The following is a 22,428-nucleotide window of genomic DNA, read 5'->3' as shown; positions in this document are numbered from 1 at the left end:
AACCATACAATGGCAGAAATAAATCCGGCAGAAGTATCTGCGATCTTAAAACAGCAATTGGCCAACTTCGATACTCAATCAAACGTTGAGGAAGTAGGTACAGTTTTAACCATCGGTGATGGAATTGCTCGTGTATACGGGTTAGAAAACGTACAATACGGAGAGTTGGTGAAATTTTCTAGTGATGTAGAAGGTATTGTACTGAACCTTGAAGAAGACAACGTAGGTGTTGCGCTACTTGGTGAAAGTAAATTGGTAAAAGAAGGAGATACAGTAAAAAGAACAAACAGAATCTCTTCTATCAAAGTAGGAGAAGGAATGTTAGGAAGAGTAGTGGATACTCTTGGTAACCCTATCGATGGTAAAGGTCCTATTACTGGGGATTTATACGAAATGCCATTGGAAAGAAAAGCTCCCGGAGTTATTTATAGACAGCCGGTAACTGAACCTTTACAGTCAGGTATCGTTGCTATTGACTCTATGATTCCTGTAGGAAGAGGGCAAAGAGAGCTTATCATCGGTGACAGACAGACGGGTAAAACCACTGTTGCGATCGATACGATCATCAACCAAAAAGAATTCTATGATGCAGGGAAGCCTGTATATTGTATATATGTAGCTATCGGACAAAAAGCGTCTACTGTAGCACAAATCGTAAAAACACTTTCTGATAAAGGAGCTTTAGCATATACGGTAATCGTTGCGGCTAACGCATCAGATCCGGTTCCAATGCAGGTATATTCTGCAATGGCAGGTGCTGCGATCGGGGAGTTCTTCAGAGATACGGGTAGACCGGCATTGATCGTTTACGATGATTTATCTAAACAGGCGGTTGCGTACCGTGAGCTTTCTCTACTATTGAGAAGACCACCGGGCCGTGAAGCTTATCCTGGAGACGTTTTCTATCTTCACTCAAGATTATTGGAAAGAGCTGCGAAAGTAATCGCTGATGACAATATCGCAAGCCAGATGAACGATTTACCTGAGTCTTTAAGACCAATCGTAAAAGGGGGAGGTTCATTAACAGCGCTTCCGATTATCGAAACTCAGGCTGGTGACGTTTCTGCGTATATCCCAACCAACGTAATCTCTATTACAGACGGACAGATCTTCCTTGAATCTGATCTATTCAACTCAGGGGTACGTCCTGCGATCAACGTGGGGATCTCTGTATCGAGAGTAGGAGGTAACGCTCAGATTAAATCAATGAAAAAAGTATCTGGTACATTGAAACTTGACCAGGCACAATATAAAGAATTGGAAGCATTCGCTAAATTCGGTTCTGATCTTGATGCTGCTACTTTAGCAGTAATCTCTAAAGGAGAAAGAAACGTAGAAATTCTTAAACAACCGGTAAACTCTCCACTTCCTGTAGACAGCCAGGTAGCGATGATCTACGCAGGAACGGAGAATTTATTAAGAAACGTTCCTATCAGAAAAGTAAAAGAATTCCAGATCGAGTATATCGCATTCCTGAGATCTAAGCACCCTGAAACGATGGCTGCTATCAAAGCTGGAAAAATCGATGACTCAATCACGAGCGTTCTTAAGCAGGCAGCTAATGATTTAGCTTCTAAATATAACTAAAAATTCAATGTTTAAGGTTTAAATTATTATGTTTAAACCTTAAACTTTAGACCTTAAACCTTGAACCAAAATAATGGCAAACTTAAAAGAAATACGAGGCAGAATTACGTCAATTTCATCTACGATGCAGATTACCCGTGCTATGAAAATGGTTTCCGCAGCGAAACTGAAAAAGGCACAGGACGCTATCGTAATGCTGAGACCATATTCTGAAAAACTGCAGGAGCTTATCCAGAATGTAAATTCAAGTTCAGATCCTGATCAGATTTCTGTGTATGCTCAGAAAAGAGAGGTGAAAAAAATACTTTTCATCGCTGTTACTTCAAACAGAGGTCTTGCCGGCGCTTTTAACTCATCTATTGTTAAAGAGCTTAATGCACAGTTTAAGAATAATTCTCAATATGAAATTGAAGTTCTTCCTGTAGGTAAAAAAGCTTTTGATGCTGTAAGAAGAAGTCGTACGGTATATTCCAACGCAAGTTCTGTATACGATAACCTTAATTTCGATACAGTATCTCACGTTACGGAAGCAGTAATGACTAGTTTCAAAGAAGGTAAATTTGATGAAGTATATTTAATTTATAATAAATTCGTCAACGCTGCTACCCAGGAAGTAACAACAGAACAGCTTCTTCCGATTTCTATGCCGGAAAATACAGAACCTCAGGTAGAAACAGATTATATTTTTGAACCTAACAGAACTGAGATTCTGGATAATCTGATTCCTAAATCGATCAAGACTCAGGTTTTCAAAGCAATTCTTGATTCAGTAGCTTCTGAACACGGTGCGAGAATGACGGCCATGCACAAAGCAACAGATAATGCACAGGCTCTGAAAAATGATCTTGTAATTTTCTATAACAAAGCAAGACAGGCTGCAATTACAAACGAAATCCTGGAGATCGTTTCCGGAGCAGAAGCTTTGAAAAACTCTTAAAAGATATTTCATACAAATATTTATTAAAGCATCGTATACCACGATGCTTTTTTTGTTATTTTTATTTTGTATATATTTGTACAATAAATTATATACAATTTCTAAATGGATTCGGACATAGTCAGGCTTTTGCTGGCCTTATTACTTGTTTTACTAAATGGCTTCTTCGTAGCCGCAGAATTTTCAATTGTTAAAGTACGTTACTCACAAATCCAGTTAAAAGCCGCAGAAGGAAACTCTATGGCAAAGCAGGCAGAGCATATCATCAAACATCTTGATGAATACCTCTCCGCAACACAGCTTGGTATTACTTTGGCCTCCCTTGCCCTGGGTTGGGTAGGAGAAAGTGCATTACATCATATTGTTGAAAATATTTTCAGCTCTCTTAATATTGATCTCACCGAAACAACGATTACCTCAATTTCCGTAATCACCAGTTTCGTTCTTATCACAATTATGCATATTGTTTTCGGAGAACTTATTCCTAAATCTATTGCCATCCGGAAATCGGAATCTACCACAATGGCAACGGCTATTCCGTTAAGAGTATTTTACACTGTTTTCAAGCCATTTATCTGGTTGATGAACTTAATGTCCAATACTTTTTTAAGATTGGTAAAAATTCACCCTGCTTCCGAACACGAAATACACTCTACCGAAGAACTTCAGCTTTTGGTAAAGCAGAGTGCGGACAGCGGAGAAATTGAAGAGGAGAATTATGAGATCATCAAGAATGCATTCGATTTTACAGATCATTCTGCCAAGCAGATCATGGTGCCACGGCAAAATATTACTTCTATCGATTTTGAAGAGGATGTGAATGAAATCATCAACAAAATCATGGAGAGTGGATATTCCAGAATTCCGGTTTATGTTGATTCTATTGACAATGTGATTGGTATTCTTTATACCAAAGAAATTATCAGGGAATTTGTTAAAAGAAAAGGTGAACTAAGCCATGATGATCTTAAAGATCTGATGCGTGATGCATTTTTTGTGGTAGGAAGTAAAAAGATTTCAGACCTTCTTAAAATTTTCCAACAAAAAAAACAGCATCTTGCCATTGTGATAGATGAATTCGGAGGTACGGAAGGAATTATCACCCTTGAAGATATTCTGGAAGAACTGGTAGGTGAAATTCAGGATGAAGAAGATGATGAAGAAAAAATTGTTGATAAAATAGGAGAGAATACCTATTGGGTACAGGCTACCCAGCCACTTGACGAAATCAACGAATTCATACCTAAAAAACTTCCTCTTTCGGAAGAAAGCGAATACAATACCCTTGCAGGATTTATTCTTCATGCTTTAGAAGATATCCCGGAAGAAAACCAGGAATTCGATCTCGAAAATTATCATTTTAAAATATTAAAAATGAATAATAAAAGTGTAGAGTTGGTAGAGCTGGTGTACGAAGAACCAAATACTATAAATGATCTGGCTGAAAAAATAGGCGAGGTCTGATTTAACCTTAAATAAAATTGTAATGTTTTTTTTTAACAGCATCAGAGATTACGAAGATCCGAAACGGCAGTATGAAGAGGAGGTGCTTGTACTGGACGATACGGATGAAGTGTATAAACTGGTTTTACATAACGATGATGTTCATACATTTGATTATGTAATTGATTGCCTGATTGAGATTTGCAAACACACTCTGGAACAAGCAGAACAATGTACAATTCTTGTCCATTTTAAAGGCAAATGTACCGTAAAAACGGGTTCTCTGGATCTGCTGAAACCAATGCACGAAAAGTTACTTTCAAGAGAATTAACCAGTGAAATTTTATAAAAGAAGAGCTTCGGCAAATGCCGAAGCTCTTCTTTTATAAAAAATCTATAGATTTTTTGCCAGATCCATAAAAATTTATCAAAAATTTGTAACTTGTCGCCGCTAATTATAAAAATTTAGATGAAATTACAAATTAACTCTTTGCTTGTTGGCTGCCTATTGTCATGTACGGCTTTATACGGTCAGCAGTCATCATTGGAAAATCCTGCAAGAAACTGGATCACTCAAAATTCAAGAAGTATAGGGCTTCAGGATTTCAGCACATTGAAATTAAACTATGTGAGAAAAGGAAATTCTGGAGAAACGCTCCGTTTTCAGCAGATGATGGGGAATGTTCCTGTCTTTCAGTCAGAAATTGTGATGCATTTCAATAAAAATGGCCAGATCAGCTATACAGCTACTGAAAGTTTCAAAAAAAATGTTCAGCAGATAGATATTAACCCTTCTATTTCATCGGTAGATGCGTTGAAAAAAGCGCATATTGCTTCTCATTCAAAAGGAGATATCACTTATGAAGACTCTAAGCTTTTTGTATACCTTACAGAGCAGGGGGAAACAAAGCTGGTGTATCGTGTTCTTACAAGTTCATATGAAAATCCGGGAAGCTGGGAAACGATAATTGATGCAAAAACAGGTGAAGTAATCAGTGTGAAAGACATTGCTTTTCGACATAAGGAAAAAGAAAAGCCTGAAAAAAATAAAAAACAGAAAGAAGTTAAGAAAAATGTTCTGGTAACAGGTTCTGCGTACATCTTTAATCCGGATCCTTTATCTAAAATGCATGTTGCCTACGGCGGACAATATGTAGACGGAAATGATGCTACAAATGCGAGTCTGGACGCGGCTAGAACTTTAGTTACAATTCCTGAATTGGAGCTGACAGCAGGTGTATACAAGCTGAAAGGTACTTATGCAGAGATCAAAGAACTGGAATCACCTAACAAAGGGCTTTTTACCCAAACGAGCAACCAATTTTTATTTAACAGAAATCAGGATGGATTTGAAGCAGCCAACGCCTACTGGCATCTTGACAACAATCTTCGTTATATTAATGTAACATTGGGAATCCCATGTATTCCGGTTATGAACAATGGTGTTCTTGCATTTGACCCGCATGGAGAAGGTGGTGCCGACAATTCACATTATGATCCCAATAGCCAGATTCTGGTATTCGGGGAAGGAGGCGTAGACGATGCTGAAGATGCAGATGTTATTCTGCATGAGCTCGGTCACGGAATTCACGACTGGCTTACCAACGGAAATCTTTCACAGGTTAACGGTTTGAGTGAAGGTTGTGGAGACTATTGGGCGCAATCATACAGCAGAAGCCTTAACCAGTGGCAGCCCACTGATGCAGCTTATCAATGGATGTTCAGCTGGGATGGACACAATCCTTTCTGGGACGGAAGGGTTACAGATTATGCCGCAATTTATCCGGGCGGGTTAACCGGTTCTATCCATACGGATGGGCAAATTTGGGCCTCTGCACTCATGAGAATTTATGATGCTATAGGAAAACAAAAAACAGATCGCGCATTTCTTGAAGGATTAAGCCTTACCACTTCCAATACCAATCAGCAGAATGCTGCAATTGCCGTAAGACAGGCTGCAATTGATATGCTGGGAACATTTGGATTTAATTGTAATGATATTGACCAGATCACCACAGAATTTACAGCTGCAGGATATACACTGCCGGCTTATTCATGTCAGCTAAGCGTAGATGATCTTTCTAAAAAAGAAATCATTGCCATTTATCCGAACCCGGTTTCAGAGGTTTTGAATATTTCCATGAAGATCAGCAAGGAAGAAAAAGTTGAAATCTTCAATATGGAAGGAAGAAAGGTATTAGAAACAACCATAGCCAACGGAAGAAATACGGTCAACGTCTCTCATTTGGCAGTCGGAGACTATATTCTTAGGATAAAAGGTTTGGAATTGTCAACAAAATTCATCAAAAAATAAAAATTTAAATCCGGTGTTATCATACATCGGATTTTTTGTTTTGAATAATTCAGTCGGCATTATTTTATTTGCATTCAACTAAAATAGTATATTTGTAAAAACTATAAAGAAACAAACAGAATGCTTGTAATAGGAATTGCAGGAGGCACCGGATCCGGCAAAACTACGGTTGTTGACAAAATAATACAGCAGCTTGATATTGAAGGAATGAACATCCTTTCCCAGGATAATTATTATCATGATAATCATAATCTTACCTTAGTAGAAAGAGAAGCTTTAAATTATGATCATCCTAAGTCTATTGACTTTGATTTATTGATAAAACATGTAAAAGCTTTAAAGAACAACGAGCCTATTGAGCAGCCGATTTACAGCTTTGTAACCCATTCAAGGACCGGAGACCATGTTACTGTAGAGCCTAAAAACGTATTGGTAGTGGAAGGAATTCTTGTTCTCACAAATAAAGAACTTTTAAAGGAATTTGATCTTAAAGTATTTGTACATGCCGATTCCGATGAAAGATTGATCAGGAGAATACGAAGGGATACCCAGGAAAGGGGAAGAGACCTGAATGAAGTGCTTCACCGTTATCAGACAACTCTGAAACCGATGCATCAGGAATTCATTGAGCCTTCCAAAAACGAAGCGGATCTTATTATCCCTAATATGAGGCAAAATTCCGTAGCCATTGATTTTTTAACGACTGTGATCAAAAATTCTCTGAGAAAACATTAAGACAATGAAAGGAAGCAAACTTATCAAAGACATTCAGCCGAAATCGGAAACATTTAAATTCATTCAGAAATATCTGCTGAATAAATATACCATTACGATCTGCCTGTTTTTGGTCTGGATGATTTTTTTCGATAAAACCTCATTTCTGGTAATCAATGAGCTGAATGGCGAGATCAGTAAATACGAAGAACAGCTTCAATATTATAAAACCGAGTACGAAAAAAATGATGCATTTTATAAAAAGCTGATGAATAATAAATCTGAAAAAGAAAAGTACGCCAGAGAAAATTATTTCATGAAAAAACCGAATGAGGAAATTTTTATTCTCGTAGTAGACAGTACCAACATAGCGAAAAAATAATTTTAAAGTCAATAAGTGAAATTGTCAATTTGCTTTGCTGTCAGGTTAAAAGTTCGCTTGTAAAGCAAATTCACTGTTGATCATTCACAATAATCCAATTCATTATCCATGTCAAACACAGCTTGGGAAAACTTAGTTAAGAAACAACTTAAGACCGAAGATATCTATTCTGTTCTTACTAAAGAGAATTTAGAAGGAATTACTGTAAAACCTTTCTATGATGAAATTCCGCAGCCATTGATCAATCTTCCGAAAGTTGAAGAAAATACCCATCTTGTGGCCAGGTATCATGAAAGCCTTGAAGAAGATGTGTATGCATTTCTTTTGGATCATAATATAGAAAATCTTGTACAGAAGACTATTTTTATTGATAATATTGATCTTGCAGGACACATCAGTCCTAAAGAAGATGATCAATACTTTTCTTTAATTGATGTTTTTGATGAAAAAGAAACATTGATCAATGATCAGTTGGTTAAAGAATTACTGGCAAAACAATTTAAAAGAAATATATGCATTGATATATCTCTTCATCAGAATGCAGGAGCGTCCATTTATCAGCAACTGGGAATTGCGTTGGCAAAAACCAAGGAACTGATAGAAATTTATGGTCAGGAAATTTTACATAAACTGATTTTCAGAATTGCAATAGGAGCAAACTATTTCTTTGAAATGGCTAAATTAAGAGCTTTCAAGCTTGCTTTTAATCAACTTTCTAAAGAATATAATGTTGATGAAATTCCGTACATTTTCGCAGAAACATCCTTGAGAAATAAAGCGGTTGCGGATAATGAGAATAATCTGATCCGTTCTACCCTGGAGCTTGCTTCGGCAATGATCGGTGGAGCAGATGCTGTTTTCAGCAACAATTATTTGGTGGACAGATCAACAGAAAACTCAGAAGAAATTTCCTTTAAACAACAAATTGTTCTTGCTTATGAAAGTATCATTAACGTTTTCGAAGATGCCTCTAACGGAAGTTATTTTATAGAAGATATTACACGTCAGATCGCAGAAAAGTCCTGGAATTATTTTGTTGAAATCGAGGAAGCCGGCGGTTACCTTGAACTTATAAAACAAGGAATTATCCAGAAACAGATTTATGATCATGCTCTGGAAGAACAGAAATGGGTGGAAGATGGAAAAATAAAGCTGATCGGCGTTAATTTATACCCAAAATTGGATGTTAAAAAATCTGCCGAAGACCTTTATCATGAGAGCGAAATCAAACCTGTAAGATGGGCTCAAATGTTTGAATAATGAAAGAAAAACTTATTGATTTATTTGAGTACACTTTTCACTTTAATAGCGAAATGATCAGAGTTATTGGTGAAAATATTGAGAAAGTTGATGAAAAGACAATAAGTCTCATTAATCATATTTTAAATGCTCAGCAAATCTGGAATTCAAGAATTTTAGGAGAAAAGACATTTGAAGTATGGCAGATTAATCCTTTTGAAATGCTGGAGGAAATAAATCAATACAATTTTGAGAAAAGTATTGAAATCATCAATAATTTTAATCTGGATCAAAAAATTAATTACCAGAATTCCAAAGGTACAAATTTTGAAAATACCGTTTTTGAAATGCTTTTTCAGGCCATTAATCATTCTACTTATCACCGTGGACAAATCAATTCCTTACTCAAACAAAACGGAATAGATCCAATCTTAACGGATTATATTTTTTATAAAAGATGAATTAGTGCAGCTTAACTGTTAAATCTTAGTTTTTTTGACGACCACAAATTTCTCAGATTCGCACAGATTATAGTATAAAACACATTTGATAATGAAAGAAAACGAAATTAGTTTTTATATCAGAAAATGTATTTTTTCTGTGTATAATGAATTGGGGCCGGGTTTGCTGGAAAAAGTTTATGAGAATGTTTTAGTTCAGGAACTTCAAAACAACGGTTTAACCGTAAAATCACAGGTCCCCATGAAAATAAAATATAAGAATACATTTCTAGATTCGGGTTTTATTGCTGATATTATTGTTGAAAATAAAGTAATAATTGAAGTAAAAGCCATAACAGAAATTAAAAATATTCATCATCAGCAGTTATTGACTTATCTAAAGCTCACTGATCTTAAATTAGGTATTTTAGTGAATTTTTATACAGATTATATAGCAAAAAGCATATTCAGGAAAATAAACGGAAATTTAGATTACTAAAATATATTACAAATCTGTGCAAATCTGAGAAATCTGTGGTTAAAATATTAGATCAGAACATACAGGACTATATCAACGCAAATCTCAATACAGATTTACACACTTTGTTATTGAAAAAATCACCATTTCCGGGAGTTTCTATGCACGAGATTGTACAGCAGATCAAAGGAAAACAGGTAGCACAGAAAAAGTTTCCTTTTTTGTTAAAAGAAGGTATTATTTTTCCGCCACAGCTTAACGTAGAACAATCTTCGTCGGAAAAGACAGCTCAATATAAATCCAGACTTTTGGAGGGTGAAAAATTTATTGATCTGACTACAGGATTTGGGATTGATGCTTATCATTTATCTGAAAATTTTAAGGAAATCACATTAATAGAGCAAAACCCGGATCTTCTTGAAATTGTACGCAATAACTGGAATATTTTAGGAAAAAAAGCAACTTTTGTTAATCAGAAACTTGAAGATTTTCTCAAGGAAAATAAAGAGGTATTTGATGTGATTTATCTTGATCCGGCGCGCAGAGACAGCAATAAAAATAAAGTTTTCCTGCTGGAAGATCTTTCGCCCGATATTCTGGCTATTCAGCAAAGACTATTGTCTTCTGCTCAAAAGGTTGTCATTAAACTTTCTCCGTTAATAGATTTGAAATATCTGGTGTCTGTTTTACCAAATATTTTCAGGATCGACGTTATTGCGGTTAAAAATGATGTAAAAGAAATTGTTGTTTTCTTATCCGGTCAAAAAAATGATACAATTTCCTGCCATTGTGTAAATCTCGAAAGTGATGATCCTGTTTTTGAATTTACAGTTGGAGATGAAGAAAATGCTCATGCAGAGTATGGGGAGCCCGAAAAATATATCTATATCCCTAATAATGCCATTTTAAAAGCAGGTATTTTTAACCTTATTTCTTGTAAAAACGGCCTGAAAAAGCTTCATCCAAATACTCATATTTATACTTCTGATTCGCAGATAAATGATTTTCCCGGAAGAGTATTTGAAATGGAAATTGTTGATGCCAAAAAGATCCAAAAGAAAAGCCAGTATAATATTATTTCAAAAAATTATCCTCTAAAACCGGAAGAGATTAAAAAAAAATACAGCCTAAAAGATGGAGGTGAAAAGTATCTTATTTTTACGCAATCCAAAAAAGGCAAAATAATTTTAAAATCAGTCTAAAAATGTTGCTGTAAAATACAAGATTTCTTAATTTTGGGCAATTAAAAAAATAAGCATGCAATCGCTGACGGCTGAAATAAGATACATGGCTATAGTAATGCGATTTCATATATCTTTAAAAAATAAATTTTCCATATGAAAAAATTAGTTATATGTTTAGCCCTTGCTACTGTTGCGGTAAGCTGTAAAAAGATCCAGGCAGGAGGTAACAAAAAAGTTATCAAACTTGAGGAAGGCGTGGAAAGATACTCTGATGACGAACAGACAAGTGGCGAGCAGGATAATCTTTCTGAATACAGAGGAGATGCACACGACGGACATGAAGCTCCTGCAAAAACAGATACTGCAGGTGCTCCGAAGCATAAAGAAGAAGATAATAAGCATTCTGACGCTACTCCGATACCGGAAGGTTCTCAGACGCCAAAAGCTGAACACTAATTTATTAGTAAAAATAAAAAATGTCCCGCGCATATGCGCGGGACATTTTTTTGCATTGTTGTTTTTACTTTGCGGCGGCGAAGCCGCCGCAAAGTAAAAACATTCCTAAAATTTCTTAGGCTTTGAAAGCAATTATTTAGTGAATTAATAATTTTTATATAAGATTTAAGGATGCTGGTCTGCATAAACCACCTGTATACCTGAGGAAAATTATGTGTTTTTGTTTGTTCCGGCGGGGCAAATTTTTTACTTTTAACAAAATAATAATTTACAATGCAAGAGACATTAAATTACATCAACGAAAACAAGCAACGTTTCGTAGATGAATTGTTTGAATTACTGAGAATTCCTTCTATTTCTGCAGATCCTGCGTATAAAGATGACGTTTTGAAATGTGCAGATGTCGTGGCAGAACATCTTAAAAATGCTGGTGCTGATCATGTGGAAGTTTGTCAGACCAAAGGATATCCTATTGTTTTCGGGGAAAAAATGTTAGATAAAAATCTGCCGACCGTTTTAGTATATGGACATTACGATGTACAGCCGGCTGATCCTTTGGAACTTTGGAAAAAACCTCCTTTTGAACCTTATATTGAAAAAACGGAACTTCACCCTGAGGGAGCAATATTTGCAAGAGGTTCTGCGGATGATAAAGGACAGTTTTTCATGCACCTCAAGGCATTTGAAGCCATGATGAAAACCAATACACTTCCCTGTAATGTTAAATTTATTCTGGAAGGGGAAGAAGAAGTAGGTTCGGTAAGTCTCGGAGATTTTGTAAACGAAAACAAAGAAAAACTTTCCTGTGATTGTATTTTAATTTCCGATACTCATATTTACAGCAATGAACAGCCAACAGTTACAACAGGTTTACGGGGTTTAAGCTATGTGGAAGTAGAAGTGGAGGGGCCTAATAGAGATCTGCATTCGGGATTATACGGCGGCGCAGTTCCAAATCCTATCCACGTGCTCTCAAGAATGATTGCCAGACTTATTGATGAAGACGGGCATATCACTATTGACGGTTTTTATGACAACGTAGAAACAGTTTCAGATGCCGACAGAAATGATATGAACAAATTGAAAGACAATCCTGAAGAATTTAAAAAATCAATCGGACTGAACGGTGTGGAAGGTGAAAAAGGGTATACTACACTGGAACGGACATCTATTCGTCCAACATTAGACTGCAACGGAATCTGGGGCGGCTATACAGGCGAAGGTGCCAAAACGGTAATTCCATCAAAAGCTTTTGCTAAAATTTCGATGCGTCTTGTCCCTTATCAGACTCCCGAAGAAATTACCGAAAAATTTACAAATTATTTTAAAAAAATAGCTCCGGAAAATGTAAAGGTAAAAGTTACGCCGCATCACGGAGGAATGCCGTATGTCTTACCAACTGATACAAAAGAATTTATGGCTGCAAAACACGCTATGGAAACTGCTTTCGGAAAAGAAGTTCTTCCTTACAGAGGCGGTGGGAGTATTCCTATTACCGCCATGTTTGAGCAGGTGTTGGGAGCGAAGTCGGTATTAATGGGATTCGGATTGGATTCTGATGCAATTCACTCACCAAATGAACATTACGGATTATTCAATTTCTATAAAGGAATCGAGAGTATACCGCTGTTTTTTGAGAATTATTCCAAATAATAAATATTAATCCTTAAGGTACTATTCTTAAGGATTTTTTATTTTTATAAATAAAATTTGTTTGGAATCACAGGAAAATTTATATTTACAGTAATAATTTTAAATAAGTATTATGAAAAAAGTTTTATTAGTTTTACTTGGTGGGATGACCCATTTGGTAAATGCTCAGTTAACCTGCGCCACAGCCACTACGGTAACAGCAGGTACTTATACAGCACCTACAATAACTGGTACATATGTAGGGACTTGTGCTCCCAATGGAGACCCAGCAACCCCTAAAGCGTTGTGGTATAAATATACTGCGACGGCTAATGGAGAAGTTACAGTTTCTTCAGACTTAGCAGCAAATCCTGCAAGTACTGATACTAGGGTTTCAATTTTATCGGGTACCTGTGCAGCACTTGCCTGCTATGGCGGAAATGATGATGTAAGTGCTACAAATTACAAATCATCGGTTACTTTTCCGGTTGCTTCAGGAACAACTTATTATATTCAATGGGATAATAGATGGAGCACAGCAGGATTTTCTTGGTCTTTGACGTTTAATGCTTCAAGTTGTATAAGACCAAATGAATTTAGTGTAACTTCACCTACGGCGATCACTTTAAATTCAGCCACATTAGGTTGGGGCGCAGCGATAGGCAATCCTAGTTCATATGATGTTCAGCATGGTCTTTCCGGCTTTACTTTAGGAGCTGGTACAACTGTTAATTCAACAACAAACAGTGCGCAGTTAAATAGTTTACCATCAAGTCAAAATCTAAGTTATTATATCAGAAGTAATTGTGGTGCGACTCAGAGCGCTTGGGTAGGTCCTTTTTCATTATTTTTAGCGAAGACCACTCCATATTCTAACAGCTTTGATGCTCCTAATTTATCTGATGGATTCTCAGGTAGTGGCTGGTCTCGTTCTGAAGATGATCCAACTGATCCGACTGCTGAGGTTTTAGCACATACAGCGGATGGTTTCTTCTATACAACGACATCAACTACAGCTAGTAATTCACAACTTTATTCTAGAGCTTTAAGTCTTCAGGCTGGTAATGCAAATAACTTTAATTTTTATACAAGATTATATGCATTAACTACTGCTGGTGGTACTGTGCCTATGACATTAAAACTGTATTATAACACAACAAGAAGCTTAACCGGTGCGACACAAATTGGTACAGCGATAACTGTTAATGGTTTAACCTATGTACAGAGATCTGCAAGTTTTACAGTTCCTACCACCGGAATTTATTACCTGATATTTAGCAATGAAACTGCTGCAACTGCTGCAACTACAGCAACAGCATTATTGCTTGATACATTTAGTTTAACATCTGTTTTGGGAACCAAAGAAACTACTCACAACAATATTTTCTTATCAATTTCTCCAAACCCAACATCTGACATCCTAAACATCAAAACCGATTCAAAAATCAATGCAGTTTCTGTGGTTGATATGACTGGAAGAAAAATTGAAGTTAAAATGAACGGTTCGCAGGTTGATGTGAGATCTCTTTCTACAGGAACGTATTTAATTACTGTAGAGACTAAAGAAGGAACTTCTACTCAGAAATTCATTAAAAAATAAAATACTGACAAATATTAGTACTTATAAAACGCTCCAAACGGGGCGTTTTTCTTATTTTTAAGAACTAAATCAAAAAATATGATAAAAGATAAAGTAGCCTATATTACAGGCGGAACCAAAGGAATAGGATTCGGAATTGCAAAAGTTTTACTTGAAAATGGGGTCTCTGTCGCATTTTCAGGGAGAAAAAGAGATGATGTTGAGAAAGCCGAACAGGAATTAAAAAAGTATTCTGAAAATGTTCTGGGAATCGTTTCTGATGTAAGAAGCCTTGAAAGCGAAGAGGAGGCCGTGAAATATGCGGTTGAAAAGTTCGGGAAGCTGGATTTTGTTATTGCCAATGCAGGACTTGGTGTTTTCAAGCCTGTAGATCAATTGTCAGCAGAAGAATGGAATGATATGATTGAAACGAATTTAACAGGAGTTTTTTATACATTAAAAGCGTCTGTAGAAGAACTTAAAAAGACGGAAGGCTATTATATCACCATTTCAAGTCTGGCAGGAGCTAACTTTTTCGAAAACGGAGCAGGTTACAATGCTTCAAAGTTTGGAGTAGTAGGATTTACACAGGCCGCAATGATCGACCTCAGAAAATACAATATCAAATCTACCGTCATCATGCCGGGTTCTGTGGCAACCCATTTCAACGGTAATATTCCTTCTGAAAAAGATGCATGGAAGATTCAGCCGGAAGATATGGGCAGCCTTGTTCTTGATATTTTAAATATGAATTCAAGGGTTTTACCAAGTAAGATCGAATTTAGGGCAACAAAACCAGCAAATTAAATACATCTAATGCGCTGAATAATAAATTAATAAGTATTATGCATGCATAATATATTTTTTAATTATATTAGCGATTGAAACTTTAAGGCTTCAGGGCAATAAAAAATTAAAACAACATATGAAAATATTAGTTTGCATAAGTAGTGTTCCTGATACTACTTCTAAAATTAACTTTACGGCGGATAAGTCCGCATTCGACAAAAACGGAATTCAGTGGGTGATCAATCCGCTTGATGAATTTGCATTAACAAAAGCAATTAAATTACAGGAATCTCAGGGTGCAACAGTAACCGTAATAAACGTAGGTGATGCCACTACCGAGCCTGTTATAAGAAAGGCACTGGCTATCGGTGCAAATGATGCGGTAAGGGTAAATCTTGATCCTAAAGATAGTTTTTCAACCGCTAAAGAAATCGCTGCTGTAGCTCAGAATGGCGGTTATGACCTGATCCTTTGCGGTAAAGAATCTATCGACTATAACGGTGGTTCTGTTCCGGGAATGGTTGCTCAATTATTAAATCAGCCTTTTGTAAATGCTTCCGTAGGACTTGATGTGAATGGAAGTGAAGCAACTGCAGTAAGAGAAATTGAAGGAGGTAAAGAAACTATTTCTGTAAAGCTGCCGGCAGTAATCGCAGGTCAGAAAGGATTGGTAGATGAAAAAGATCTGATTATCCCGAATATGAGAGGAATTATGTCTGCAAGAACAAAACCTTTGCAGGTGGTAGAATCTTCTTCGTCAGAAGTAAAAGTTCAGGGTGTTTCTTTTGACAGCGTTCCGCCAAGAGCTGCCGTAAAAATGGTGTCTCCGGACAATCTTGACGAGCTGGTAAGATTACTTCACGAAGAAGCGAAAGTAATTTAATAAGAATCAAGTAAAAGTAAAAAGATTTCAAGACAATTGATATTGAATAAAATATTTGTCAAATAACAATAATTTGGTAACCTTGAATCTTGAACATTAATCCTTAAACAAATTTAAAATGGCAGTATTCGTATACGCAGAAAATATAAACGGAGTTTACAAAAAAGCAGCCTTTGAAGCAGTTTCTTATGCCAAAGCTGTTGCAGACCAGGCTGGAGATACCGTGACGGCGATCTCTGTAAATCCAACAGATTCTTCAGATTTGTTATATAAATATGGAGCATCCAATGTAATCAACATCAAAGACGAAGGTCTTAAAAATTTCTCGGCAAAAGCTTATGCTCAGGCAGTAAGTGAAGTGGCAGGCGGCAATATTATCGTTTTCCCTCATACTACTGATGCATCATCTATCGCTCCAATGCTGGCTGTAATGAACGGTCATTCCTTAATTACCAACGTATTGGCGGCTCCGGAAAGTCTTTCACCGCTTCAGGTAAAAAGAAGAGCTTTCTCAGGAAAAGGCTTTATGCATGCAAAAGCTGAATCGGCGGGTGTTATCATCACCGTTTCACAAAATGCTTTCGGGGTTAAAGAAAGCCCGGTTTCAGGAACAGAAGAGGTAAAAAACCTTTCTGTTGCCAATGAAGACACGAAAGTGATCTCTCACGAGCAGAGCTCTGGAAAACTGGATCTTAAAGAAGCTGAAGTGGTAGTTTCTGCAGGAAGAGGGATGAAAGGCCCGGAAAATTGGGGAATGATCGAAGATCTGGCAAACGTTTTAGGAGCTGCTACAGCATGCTCTAAGCCGGTTTCTGATATCGGATGGAGACCTCACACAGAACACGTTGGACAGACCGGTAAGGCGATTTCCCCGAATTTATACATTGCGGTAGGTATCTCGGGAGCAATTCAGCACCTGGCAGGAGTAAACTCTTCAAAAACAATCGTAGTAATCAATAGCGATGCAGAAGCACCATTCTTCAAGTCAGCTGATTACGGTGTTGTGGGAGATGCTTTCCAGATTATCCCTGCATTAACAGAGAAAATCAAAGCAATAAAAGGATAAGAGAAGTCAATTGTGGAGAGTCAATTCGTTAGGCTTGTTAATTTAAATTAAAAATTTACCTGCAAAACGAAATTGAGTTATGAAAATAAAATTCACAATTCACCAATCATTATAATCACCTGTAAAAGCCCCTTTCGGGCTTTTATTTTTGTCTAAAAAGTAAAAAAAACTTTCAAAAATTAATCTATATTTGTACTTATGGATTATAAACAGCTAATTATTCGCGGAATATCGTACAGCCAGACCCAATCAGGGGCGTACGCATTATTATTGGAACATGAAGAAACACATATAAAATTACCTGTTGTTATAGGAAATTTCGAGGCACAATCCATTTCTCTGGGGTTAGAGAAAGATATACATCCGCCTCGCCCTCTTACGCACGATTTATTTACAAAATTTATAGTTTCTGCCAATTATGAACTCGTTTCCGTTATCATTTATCAGATTGTGGACGGCGTTTTCTTCTCTAATATTAATTTTAAAAATAAAACAACGGAAGAAGAACTTATTCTTGATGCAAGAACTTCTGATGCCGTGGCGATGGCCGTAAGATTTGATGCTCCTATTTTTACCACACAGCAGGTTCTCAATGAAGCAGGAATACTTCTGGAGCTGGAAGATGTGTCCAAAGAAGAGGAGACCTTCTCGGAAACGGTGAATACGGAAGATAGCCTGAGATCAGTTTCTATGGAGGAGCTGCAGAAATTGCTGGATGAAGCGGTGAAGGAAGAAGATTATGATACTGCTCTGGAAATCCAGGAAGAAATTAAAAGGAGGAAAAAGAAAATCGATTAAAAGATATTTATATAAAAGATGAATTTAAAATTACGACTTACCATCCTCAGTTTTCTTCAGTTCTTCGTTTGGGGAGCCTGGCTGATTACAATGGCCAATTTCTGGTTTGGGACAAAACACTGGGATGGGGCACAGTTTGGAGCCGTTTTCGGAACTATGGGGATCGCTTCCATATTTATGCCTACCATAACCGGTATTATTGCCGATCGGTGGGTGAATGCAGAACGCATATTTGCAGCTTTGCATATTCTTTACGGAATTGTTCTTTTCTTTTTACCGCATTCGGCAGACCCCGATTCGTTTTTCTATGTCATGCTTTTAGCCATGTGTTTTTACATGCCTACGATTGCATTAGCTAATTCTATTTCATATACGGTTCTTAAAAACAGTGATCTGGATGTGGTGAAAGATTTTCCGCCAATCCGTGTGTGGGGAACAATAGGTTTTATCGTGGCCATGTGGATAACCAATCTTACAGGAAATAAAGCTACGGAAGGACAATTTTATATTGCAGGGGGAGTTGCGGTATTTCTTGGAATTTATGCATTAACACTTCCTAAATGTCCGCCTCAGAAATTAATTGATAAAAACGCACCGCTAGCGGAACAGCTGGGACTGAATGCTTTTAAATTATTCAAAGATTATAAAACGGCCCTGTTCTTCTTATTCTCCATGTTATTGGGAGCGGCATTACAGCTTACCAACGCTTATGGTGATGTTTTCTTAAGTGAGTTTGAACATTTTCCAAAATATGCAGATTCATTCGTTGTAAAACGTTCAACCATTATTATGTCGATATCTCAGGTGTCTGAAACATTGTTTATTTTAGCAATTCCATTTTTCTTGAAAAAATTCGGAATTAAAAAGGTAATGCTTATGTCAATGATCGCTTGGGTGTTAAGATTTGCATTCTTTGCATATGGCGTTCCTGAAGGGTTTGGCTTAAGCCTCATTGTTCTTTCCTGTATTGTTTACGGAATGGCATTCGATTTCTTCAATATTTCAGGATCACTTTTCGTGGAAACGACCACAGATAAAAAAATCCGTTCTTCAGCACAGGGACTGTTTATGATGATGACCAATGGTTTTGGGGCGGTGTTCGGAAGTTATGCTGCTGGATGGGCAATCGACAAATTTTTCACTCACAAATTTACCACAGCGTCTTCTTTATCCGCTTACCTGGAAACTTCTCCGGATAATCCTACATTTTTAGAAATTTTAAAGAAAAGTTTTAACGCTATGGTGAATCCGGACGGAACACTTTCATCAGTGGTAATGGTAAAAGACTGGCATAACATCTGGCTTTCATTTGCTGCCTATGCATTAATTCTTGCGGTTTTATTCGCGGTATTATTTAAGCATAAACACAATCCGGAAGAAATTTCCCAGGTTAAACATTAATTATATATTGATAACGAATATATTAGATTGCACTTTTCTTATAAAGTGCAATTTTTTTTTATTTTTCAGGCAACTATTCCGGATATCTTCCGTCTTATAGATAGAAACAGATACATGAAGCATTTAGAAAAGAATTTCCAACAGGCAAAAAAACATGACCGGAAAGGCCAAAAGGTCCTCTACGAAATGTTTTCGGCAAAAATGCTCGCCATTGCAAATTCATATGTCAACAATATCCATGATGCGGAAGACATTGTGATGAATTCTTTTTTTGTCTGCTTTTCAAAGATTGAAGAATGTAAGGAATGGAAAAGTTTTCCGTTCTGGCTGAGAAAAATAGTGGTAAATAATTCCATCAATTTTATCAGGAAAAGGAAAAATATATTATACTCAGATGTGGAGATTAGTGAAATTGAGTATCGCGATGATGAATGGAACGAAGAAGTGCAGGATATTAATGTTGATGAAATTTTCTCTAAAATGCCGGATGGCTACAGGATTATTTTTAACCTCTATGTCTTTGAAGAAAGAAAACATCATGAAATAGCAGAAATTCTTAATATTTCTGAAGGGACTAGCAAAAGTCAGCTCAGTAAATCCAAAAAATGGATCACAGATTTTTTAAAACAGAAAAAGGATGAAAAACAATATGCTAAATAAATTAAAATCCCGCTACGAAGAGCTTGAAATAAAGCCTTCCCCCGATCTTTGGAGCAGATTGGACGATAAGTTAGAGAGTAAGCCGGAAAGAGTTTTAAAAGAATCTTTTCAATGGTGGAAATATGCAGCGGTATTGTTACTTTTCGTTTCCATAGGTGTTGTTTTTTATTTTAATGCTGAGAAAAGTACTTTTGATAATAATGAAATAGATTACATTGTAAAAAAAGGTTTGGAAAAAACGGTAAATCCTATCAATCCCGAATTACAAAACCAGGGAAATTTTGATAAATCGGAAGCACCTATTAAAGACAAAACAACTGATGTTAAAATCGCCCGGTATCAGAAAAAGAAAGCGGACTTATCTTTAGAGAAAAATACAACAGAGAAAAAGTTTAAAACCGTAATTCCTGAAGTCGAACTACAACATTTAGCCGCTGAAAACGTAAAAATAGATATTGCACCTGCCAAAATAGAAAACCACACACCGGTAATTGCACAGAATAAATTGGCCAAACCAACATATATCAATTCAAACGAGCTGTTATTGGGAAGAGAATTTGATAAAGCCCGGGAAACTTCCCAGAAAAATGATATCAAACTTGGGATTTTTAATTTTGAAAAGCCCAAACCTAAAGTGGAAAATGTAACCGTTCTTGGAGTGACTGTTTACGTAGATCCCAAATAAAATAAAAATCTTTTTACAAATACATACTGGCCAGAAAATGACCAGCACTAAAATAGTGTTTTAAATAATAATTATTTATATGAAAACAAAAATTGCCTTAATGACGGCTCTTATGTCATTTTCATACGCGTTTTCGCAGGAAAATCCGCCCGTTAATAATTCCATGACAGATTATTCCAGAAAAATAGACAGCATTGTCATTTCTGAGAAAATAAAAATGAATAAGGAGCTTGACGATATTGATAAGGACTTTAAGAAAAATAAAATCGGAGCTGATGAAAAACAGAGGCTTAAAGCGGATATAGCTTCAAAATATGAACAATCCATTAATGAAAAAATAGACGCCCGGAAAACAGAATTTGAAGAGGCAACCCGCGAAATGGTGAAGGATGCTGTATTAAAACCCATTGATTCTCTGGCAAAAGATAAAAACCAAATTGTTGTAGGACTTGGAGGTTTGAAAATACGCATGGATGAGGATAAAAAGAATCCTGCGGACTACCTCCGTACCTGGGAATACGCTGTTTCAATTGTTGGAACAAGCTATACCACCAAAGACAAGCCTTTTGCTTTTTTAAACAGCAGTTCGGAATTTAAGAATACGATTTTCAATTCTGCTGTGTATGTAGCCCGCTATGAAAATCAGCTCGGAGGTTACAGAAGTCCCGTTTTCTATCGTATCGGACTGGGATACCGCTGGGATCAGTCAAAGGCTAAATATGGAAAAACTTTTACTCAGGAAAATAAAATCTTAGATATCAAAGATTTTACTAAAGGAAATCTGAAAGATACGCATATCAACAACCATTATCTTTTTATTCCTGTTGATTTGAGATTTGTGCTTAATCCTAAATACGTGGATTATAACGGAACAAAATATCTTGATAATAAAGCCAGTCAGTTTACTGTAGTTGCAGGAGTGTATGGTGGAGTAAGAGTTTCCAGCAATATTTACAATCGTTATTCCAATGATTACAGCAGAAGAATTGTAGAAAGGGAAAGCATTAATCACGGAGTTAACGATCTGATTTTCGGAGCGAAATTGGGAATAGGATATGCCGGATTTAATATTTATGTTCAGAAAGATTTTACGCCTGCATTTAATAATAATACAACCCTCAGTCACAAATATGGACTTCAGATTGGTCTGGAAATAATGAATGTGAATTTCTGATTATATAATGATTCTAATTTTATATTACATAATAGTTAAATTTTTATTAATTGTATTATCATTCATGAATGATAGTTAGGTAAAATTTACTTTTAAAACACACTTATTGTAAGTGTGTTTTTTTTTGTATTTTGGCACTTTAAGATTTATGAAAAATATTCAGTTATTAGGGTTAATATTGGTGGTAGCGGGAAGTTTTCTGCCGCTTGTTCACGTTCCCGTGATCGGAAACTGGAACTACTGGGAGCTCGATTATTTACTTGCTATTGCATGCTGGGTTCTTGCTGCAGGGACCTTGTTCGGTATTGTTAATAACAGTATTAAAATCTCGAGAATTTTTGCTGTTCTTCTGATTTTGTTATTCATATTTACCCTTTTTGCCGTGAAGTTTCAGGCTTTACAGTATTTCAGCTTTATGCCTTTTAAATCTTGGCAGGATAAGCTCGCAGGTATTGTAAAACTCAGATGGGGATGGATTGTTGAATTTCTGGGAGCCATTATAATTATTGTGGCCGGCAGAAAATAATGATTGATTTTTAGAATAATATCAATCTATATAAACACAGATATAAATCTTAAAATAACGA

Annotated in this window: 23 protein-coding genes; all 23 read left to right on the top strand. The window is 36.3% G+C overall.

Translation table 11 applies throughout. The features are described 5' to 3' along the window. Positions 1-9: 9 nt before the first annotated feature. The 23 genes from atpA to M0D58_RS03465 all read left to right on the top strand — a co-directional run bounded on the left by atpA (position 10) and on the right by M0D58_RS03465 (position 22,367). On the top strand, positions 10-1,587 hold the full coding sequence (gene atpA / locus M0D58_RS03575) for a F0F1 ATP synthase subunit alpha (RefSeq protein ID WP_248393637.1): 1,578 nt from the start codon (positions 10-12) through the stop codon (positions 1,585-1,587). Positions 1,588-1,660: 73 nt separating this feature from the next. After that, positions 1,661-2,524 carry an ATP synthase F1 subunit gamma gene (atpG, locus tag M0D58_RS03570; protein WP_248393636.1) on the top strand — a complete coding sequence of 288 codons (864 nt, stop codon included), beginning with the start codon at positions 1,661-1,663 and terminating at the stop codon, positions 2,522-2,524. A 105-nt stretch (positions 2,525-2,629) separates the two neighbouring features. Beyond that, complete coding sequence (locus M0D58_RS03565; RefSeq protein ID WP_248393635.1) at positions 2,630-3,988, top strand: hemolysin family protein; 1,359 nt, start codon at positions 2,630-2,632, stop codon at positions 3,986-3,988. Between the two features lie 22 nt (positions 3,989-4,010). Further along, on the top strand, positions 4,011-4,316 hold the full coding sequence (locus M0D58_RS03560) for an ATP-dependent Clp protease adaptor ClpS (protein ID WP_248393634.1): 306 nt from the start codon (positions 4,011-4,013) through the stop codon (positions 4,314-4,316). 120 nt (positions 4,317-4,436) lie between these two features. Next, positions 4,437-6,281, top strand: coding sequence for a T9SS type A sorting domain-containing protein (locus M0D58_RS03555; RefSeq protein WP_248393633.1), 1,845 nt, complete (start codon positions 4,437-4,439; stop codon positions 6,279-6,281). A 120-nt stretch (positions 6,282-6,401) separates the two neighbouring features. After that, the gene (gene udk / locus M0D58_RS03550) at positions 6,402-7,016 is read left to right on the top strand and encodes a uridine kinase (protein ID WP_090000790.1); all 615 of its coding nucleotides are present in this window, start codon (positions 6,402-6,404) and stop codon (positions 7,014-7,016) included. A gap of 4 nt (positions 7,017-7,020) precedes the next feature. Continuing rightward, positions 7,021-7,377: an FtsB family cell division protein gene (locus M0D58_RS03545; protein ID WP_248393632.1), complete on the top strand. Its 357-nt coding sequence runs from the start codon at positions 7,021-7,023 to the stop codon at positions 7,375-7,377. Between the two features lie 108 nt (positions 7,378-7,485). Beyond that, on the top strand, positions 7,486-8,637 hold the full coding sequence (locus M0D58_RS03540; RefSeq protein ID WP_248393631.1) for a methylmalonyl-CoA mutase family protein: 1,152 nt from the start codon (positions 7,486-7,488) through the stop codon (positions 8,635-8,637). Beyond that, the gene (locus M0D58_RS03535; RefSeq protein WP_248393630.1) at positions 8,637-9,077 is read left to right on the top strand and encodes a DinB family protein; all 441 of its coding nucleotides are present in this window, start codon (positions 8,637-8,639) and stop codon (positions 9,075-9,077) included. Before M0D58_RS03540 ends, M0D58_RS03535 begins: the two co-directional genes overlap by 1 nt. Positions 9,078-9,168: 91 nt before the next feature. After that, positions 9,169-9,555 (top strand): GxxExxY protein, encoded by a 387-nt coding sequence (locus M0D58_RS03530; protein WP_248393629.1) that lies wholly within the window; start codon positions 9,169-9,171, stop codon positions 9,553-9,555. 35 nt (positions 9,556-9,590) lie between these two features. Further along, positions 9,591-10,736: a class I SAM-dependent methyltransferase gene (locus M0D58_RS03525; RefSeq protein WP_248393628.1), complete on the top strand. Its 1,146-nt coding sequence runs from the start codon at positions 9,591-9,593 to the stop codon at positions 10,734-10,736. 135 nt (positions 10,737-10,871) lie between these two features. Further along, complete coding sequence (locus M0D58_RS03520) at positions 10,872-11,174, top strand: hypothetical protein (RefSeq protein ID WP_248393627.1); 303 nt, start codon at positions 10,872-10,874, stop codon at positions 11,172-11,174. A gap of 273 nt (positions 11,175-11,447) precedes the next feature. Beyond that, the gene (locus tag M0D58_RS03515; protein WP_248393626.1) at positions 11,448-12,827 is read left to right on the top strand and encodes a dipeptidase; all 1,380 of its coding nucleotides are present in this window, start codon (positions 11,448-11,450) and stop codon (positions 12,825-12,827) included. A 112-nt stretch (positions 12,828-12,939) separates the two neighbouring features. Continuing rightward, the gene (locus tag M0D58_RS03510) at positions 12,940-14,406 is read left to right on the top strand and encodes a T9SS type A sorting domain-containing protein (protein WP_248393625.1); all 1,467 of its coding nucleotides are present in this window, start codon (positions 12,940-12,942) and stop codon (positions 14,404-14,406) included. A 78-nt stretch (positions 14,407-14,484) separates the two neighbouring features. After that, positions 14,485-15,192, top strand: coding sequence for an SDR family oxidoreductase (locus M0D58_RS03505; protein WP_248393624.1), 708 nt, complete (start codon positions 14,485-14,487; stop codon positions 15,190-15,192). Between the two features lie 118 nt (positions 15,193-15,310). Then, positions 15,311-16,057, top strand: a complete 747-nt coding sequence (locus M0D58_RS03500; RefSeq protein WP_248393623.1) for an electron transfer flavoprotein subunit beta/FixA family protein — start codon at positions 15,311-15,313, stop codon at positions 16,055-16,057. Between the two features lie 118 nt (positions 16,058-16,175). Then, positions 16,176-17,123 carry an electron transfer flavoprotein subunit alpha/FixB family protein gene (locus M0D58_RS03495; protein WP_248393622.1) on the top strand — a complete coding sequence of 316 codons (948 nt, stop codon included), beginning with the start codon at positions 16,176-16,178 and terminating at the stop codon, positions 17,121-17,123. Positions 17,124-17,321: 198 nt separating this feature from the next. Further along, the gene (locus tag M0D58_RS03490; RefSeq protein ID WP_072882407.1) at positions 17,322-17,921 is read left to right on the top strand and encodes a bifunctional nuclease family protein; all 600 of its coding nucleotides are present in this window, start codon (positions 17,322-17,324) and stop codon (positions 17,919-17,921) included. An 18-nt stretch (positions 17,922-17,939) separates the two neighbouring features. Beyond that, entirely contained in the window at positions 17,940-19,322 is a 1,383-nt protein-coding gene (locus M0D58_RS03485) for a nucleoside permease (RefSeq protein ID WP_248393621.1), read from the top strand. 114 nt (positions 19,323-19,436) lie between these two features. Further along, entirely contained in the window at positions 19,437-19,982 is a 546-nt protein-coding gene (locus M0D58_RS03480) for an RNA polymerase sigma factor (RefSeq protein ID WP_248393620.1), read from the top strand. Next, the gene (locus M0D58_RS03475; protein WP_248393619.1) at positions 19,960-20,667 is read left to right on the top strand and encodes a hypothetical protein; all 708 of its coding nucleotides are present in this window, start codon (positions 19,960-19,962) and stop codon (positions 20,665-20,667) included. The genes M0D58_RS03480 and M0D58_RS03475 overlap by 23 nt, the downstream gene beginning before the upstream one ends. A 79-nt stretch (positions 20,668-20,746) precedes the next feature. Further along, a complete protein-coding gene (locus M0D58_RS03470) occupies positions 20,747-21,841 on the top strand; it encodes a hypothetical protein (RefSeq protein ID WP_248393618.1) in 1,095 nt (364 codons plus the stop codon). A 148-nt stretch (positions 21,842-21,989) separates the two neighbouring features. Next, entirely contained in the window at positions 21,990-22,367 is a 378-nt protein-coding gene (locus tag M0D58_RS03465) for a hypothetical protein (RefSeq protein WP_248393617.1), read from the top strand. Positions 22,368-22,428: the final 61 nt, after the last annotated feature.

The sequence above is a fragment of the Chryseobacterium nepalense genome, from assembly GCF_023195755.1.
Taxonomy (GTDB): domain Bacteria; phylum Bacteroidota; class Bacteroidia; order Flavobacteriales; family Weeksellaceae; genus Chryseobacterium; species Chryseobacterium nepalense.
Note: the sequence above shows the minus strand (reverse complement) of the source record. Positions and strands in the feature narration are given on the sequence as shown.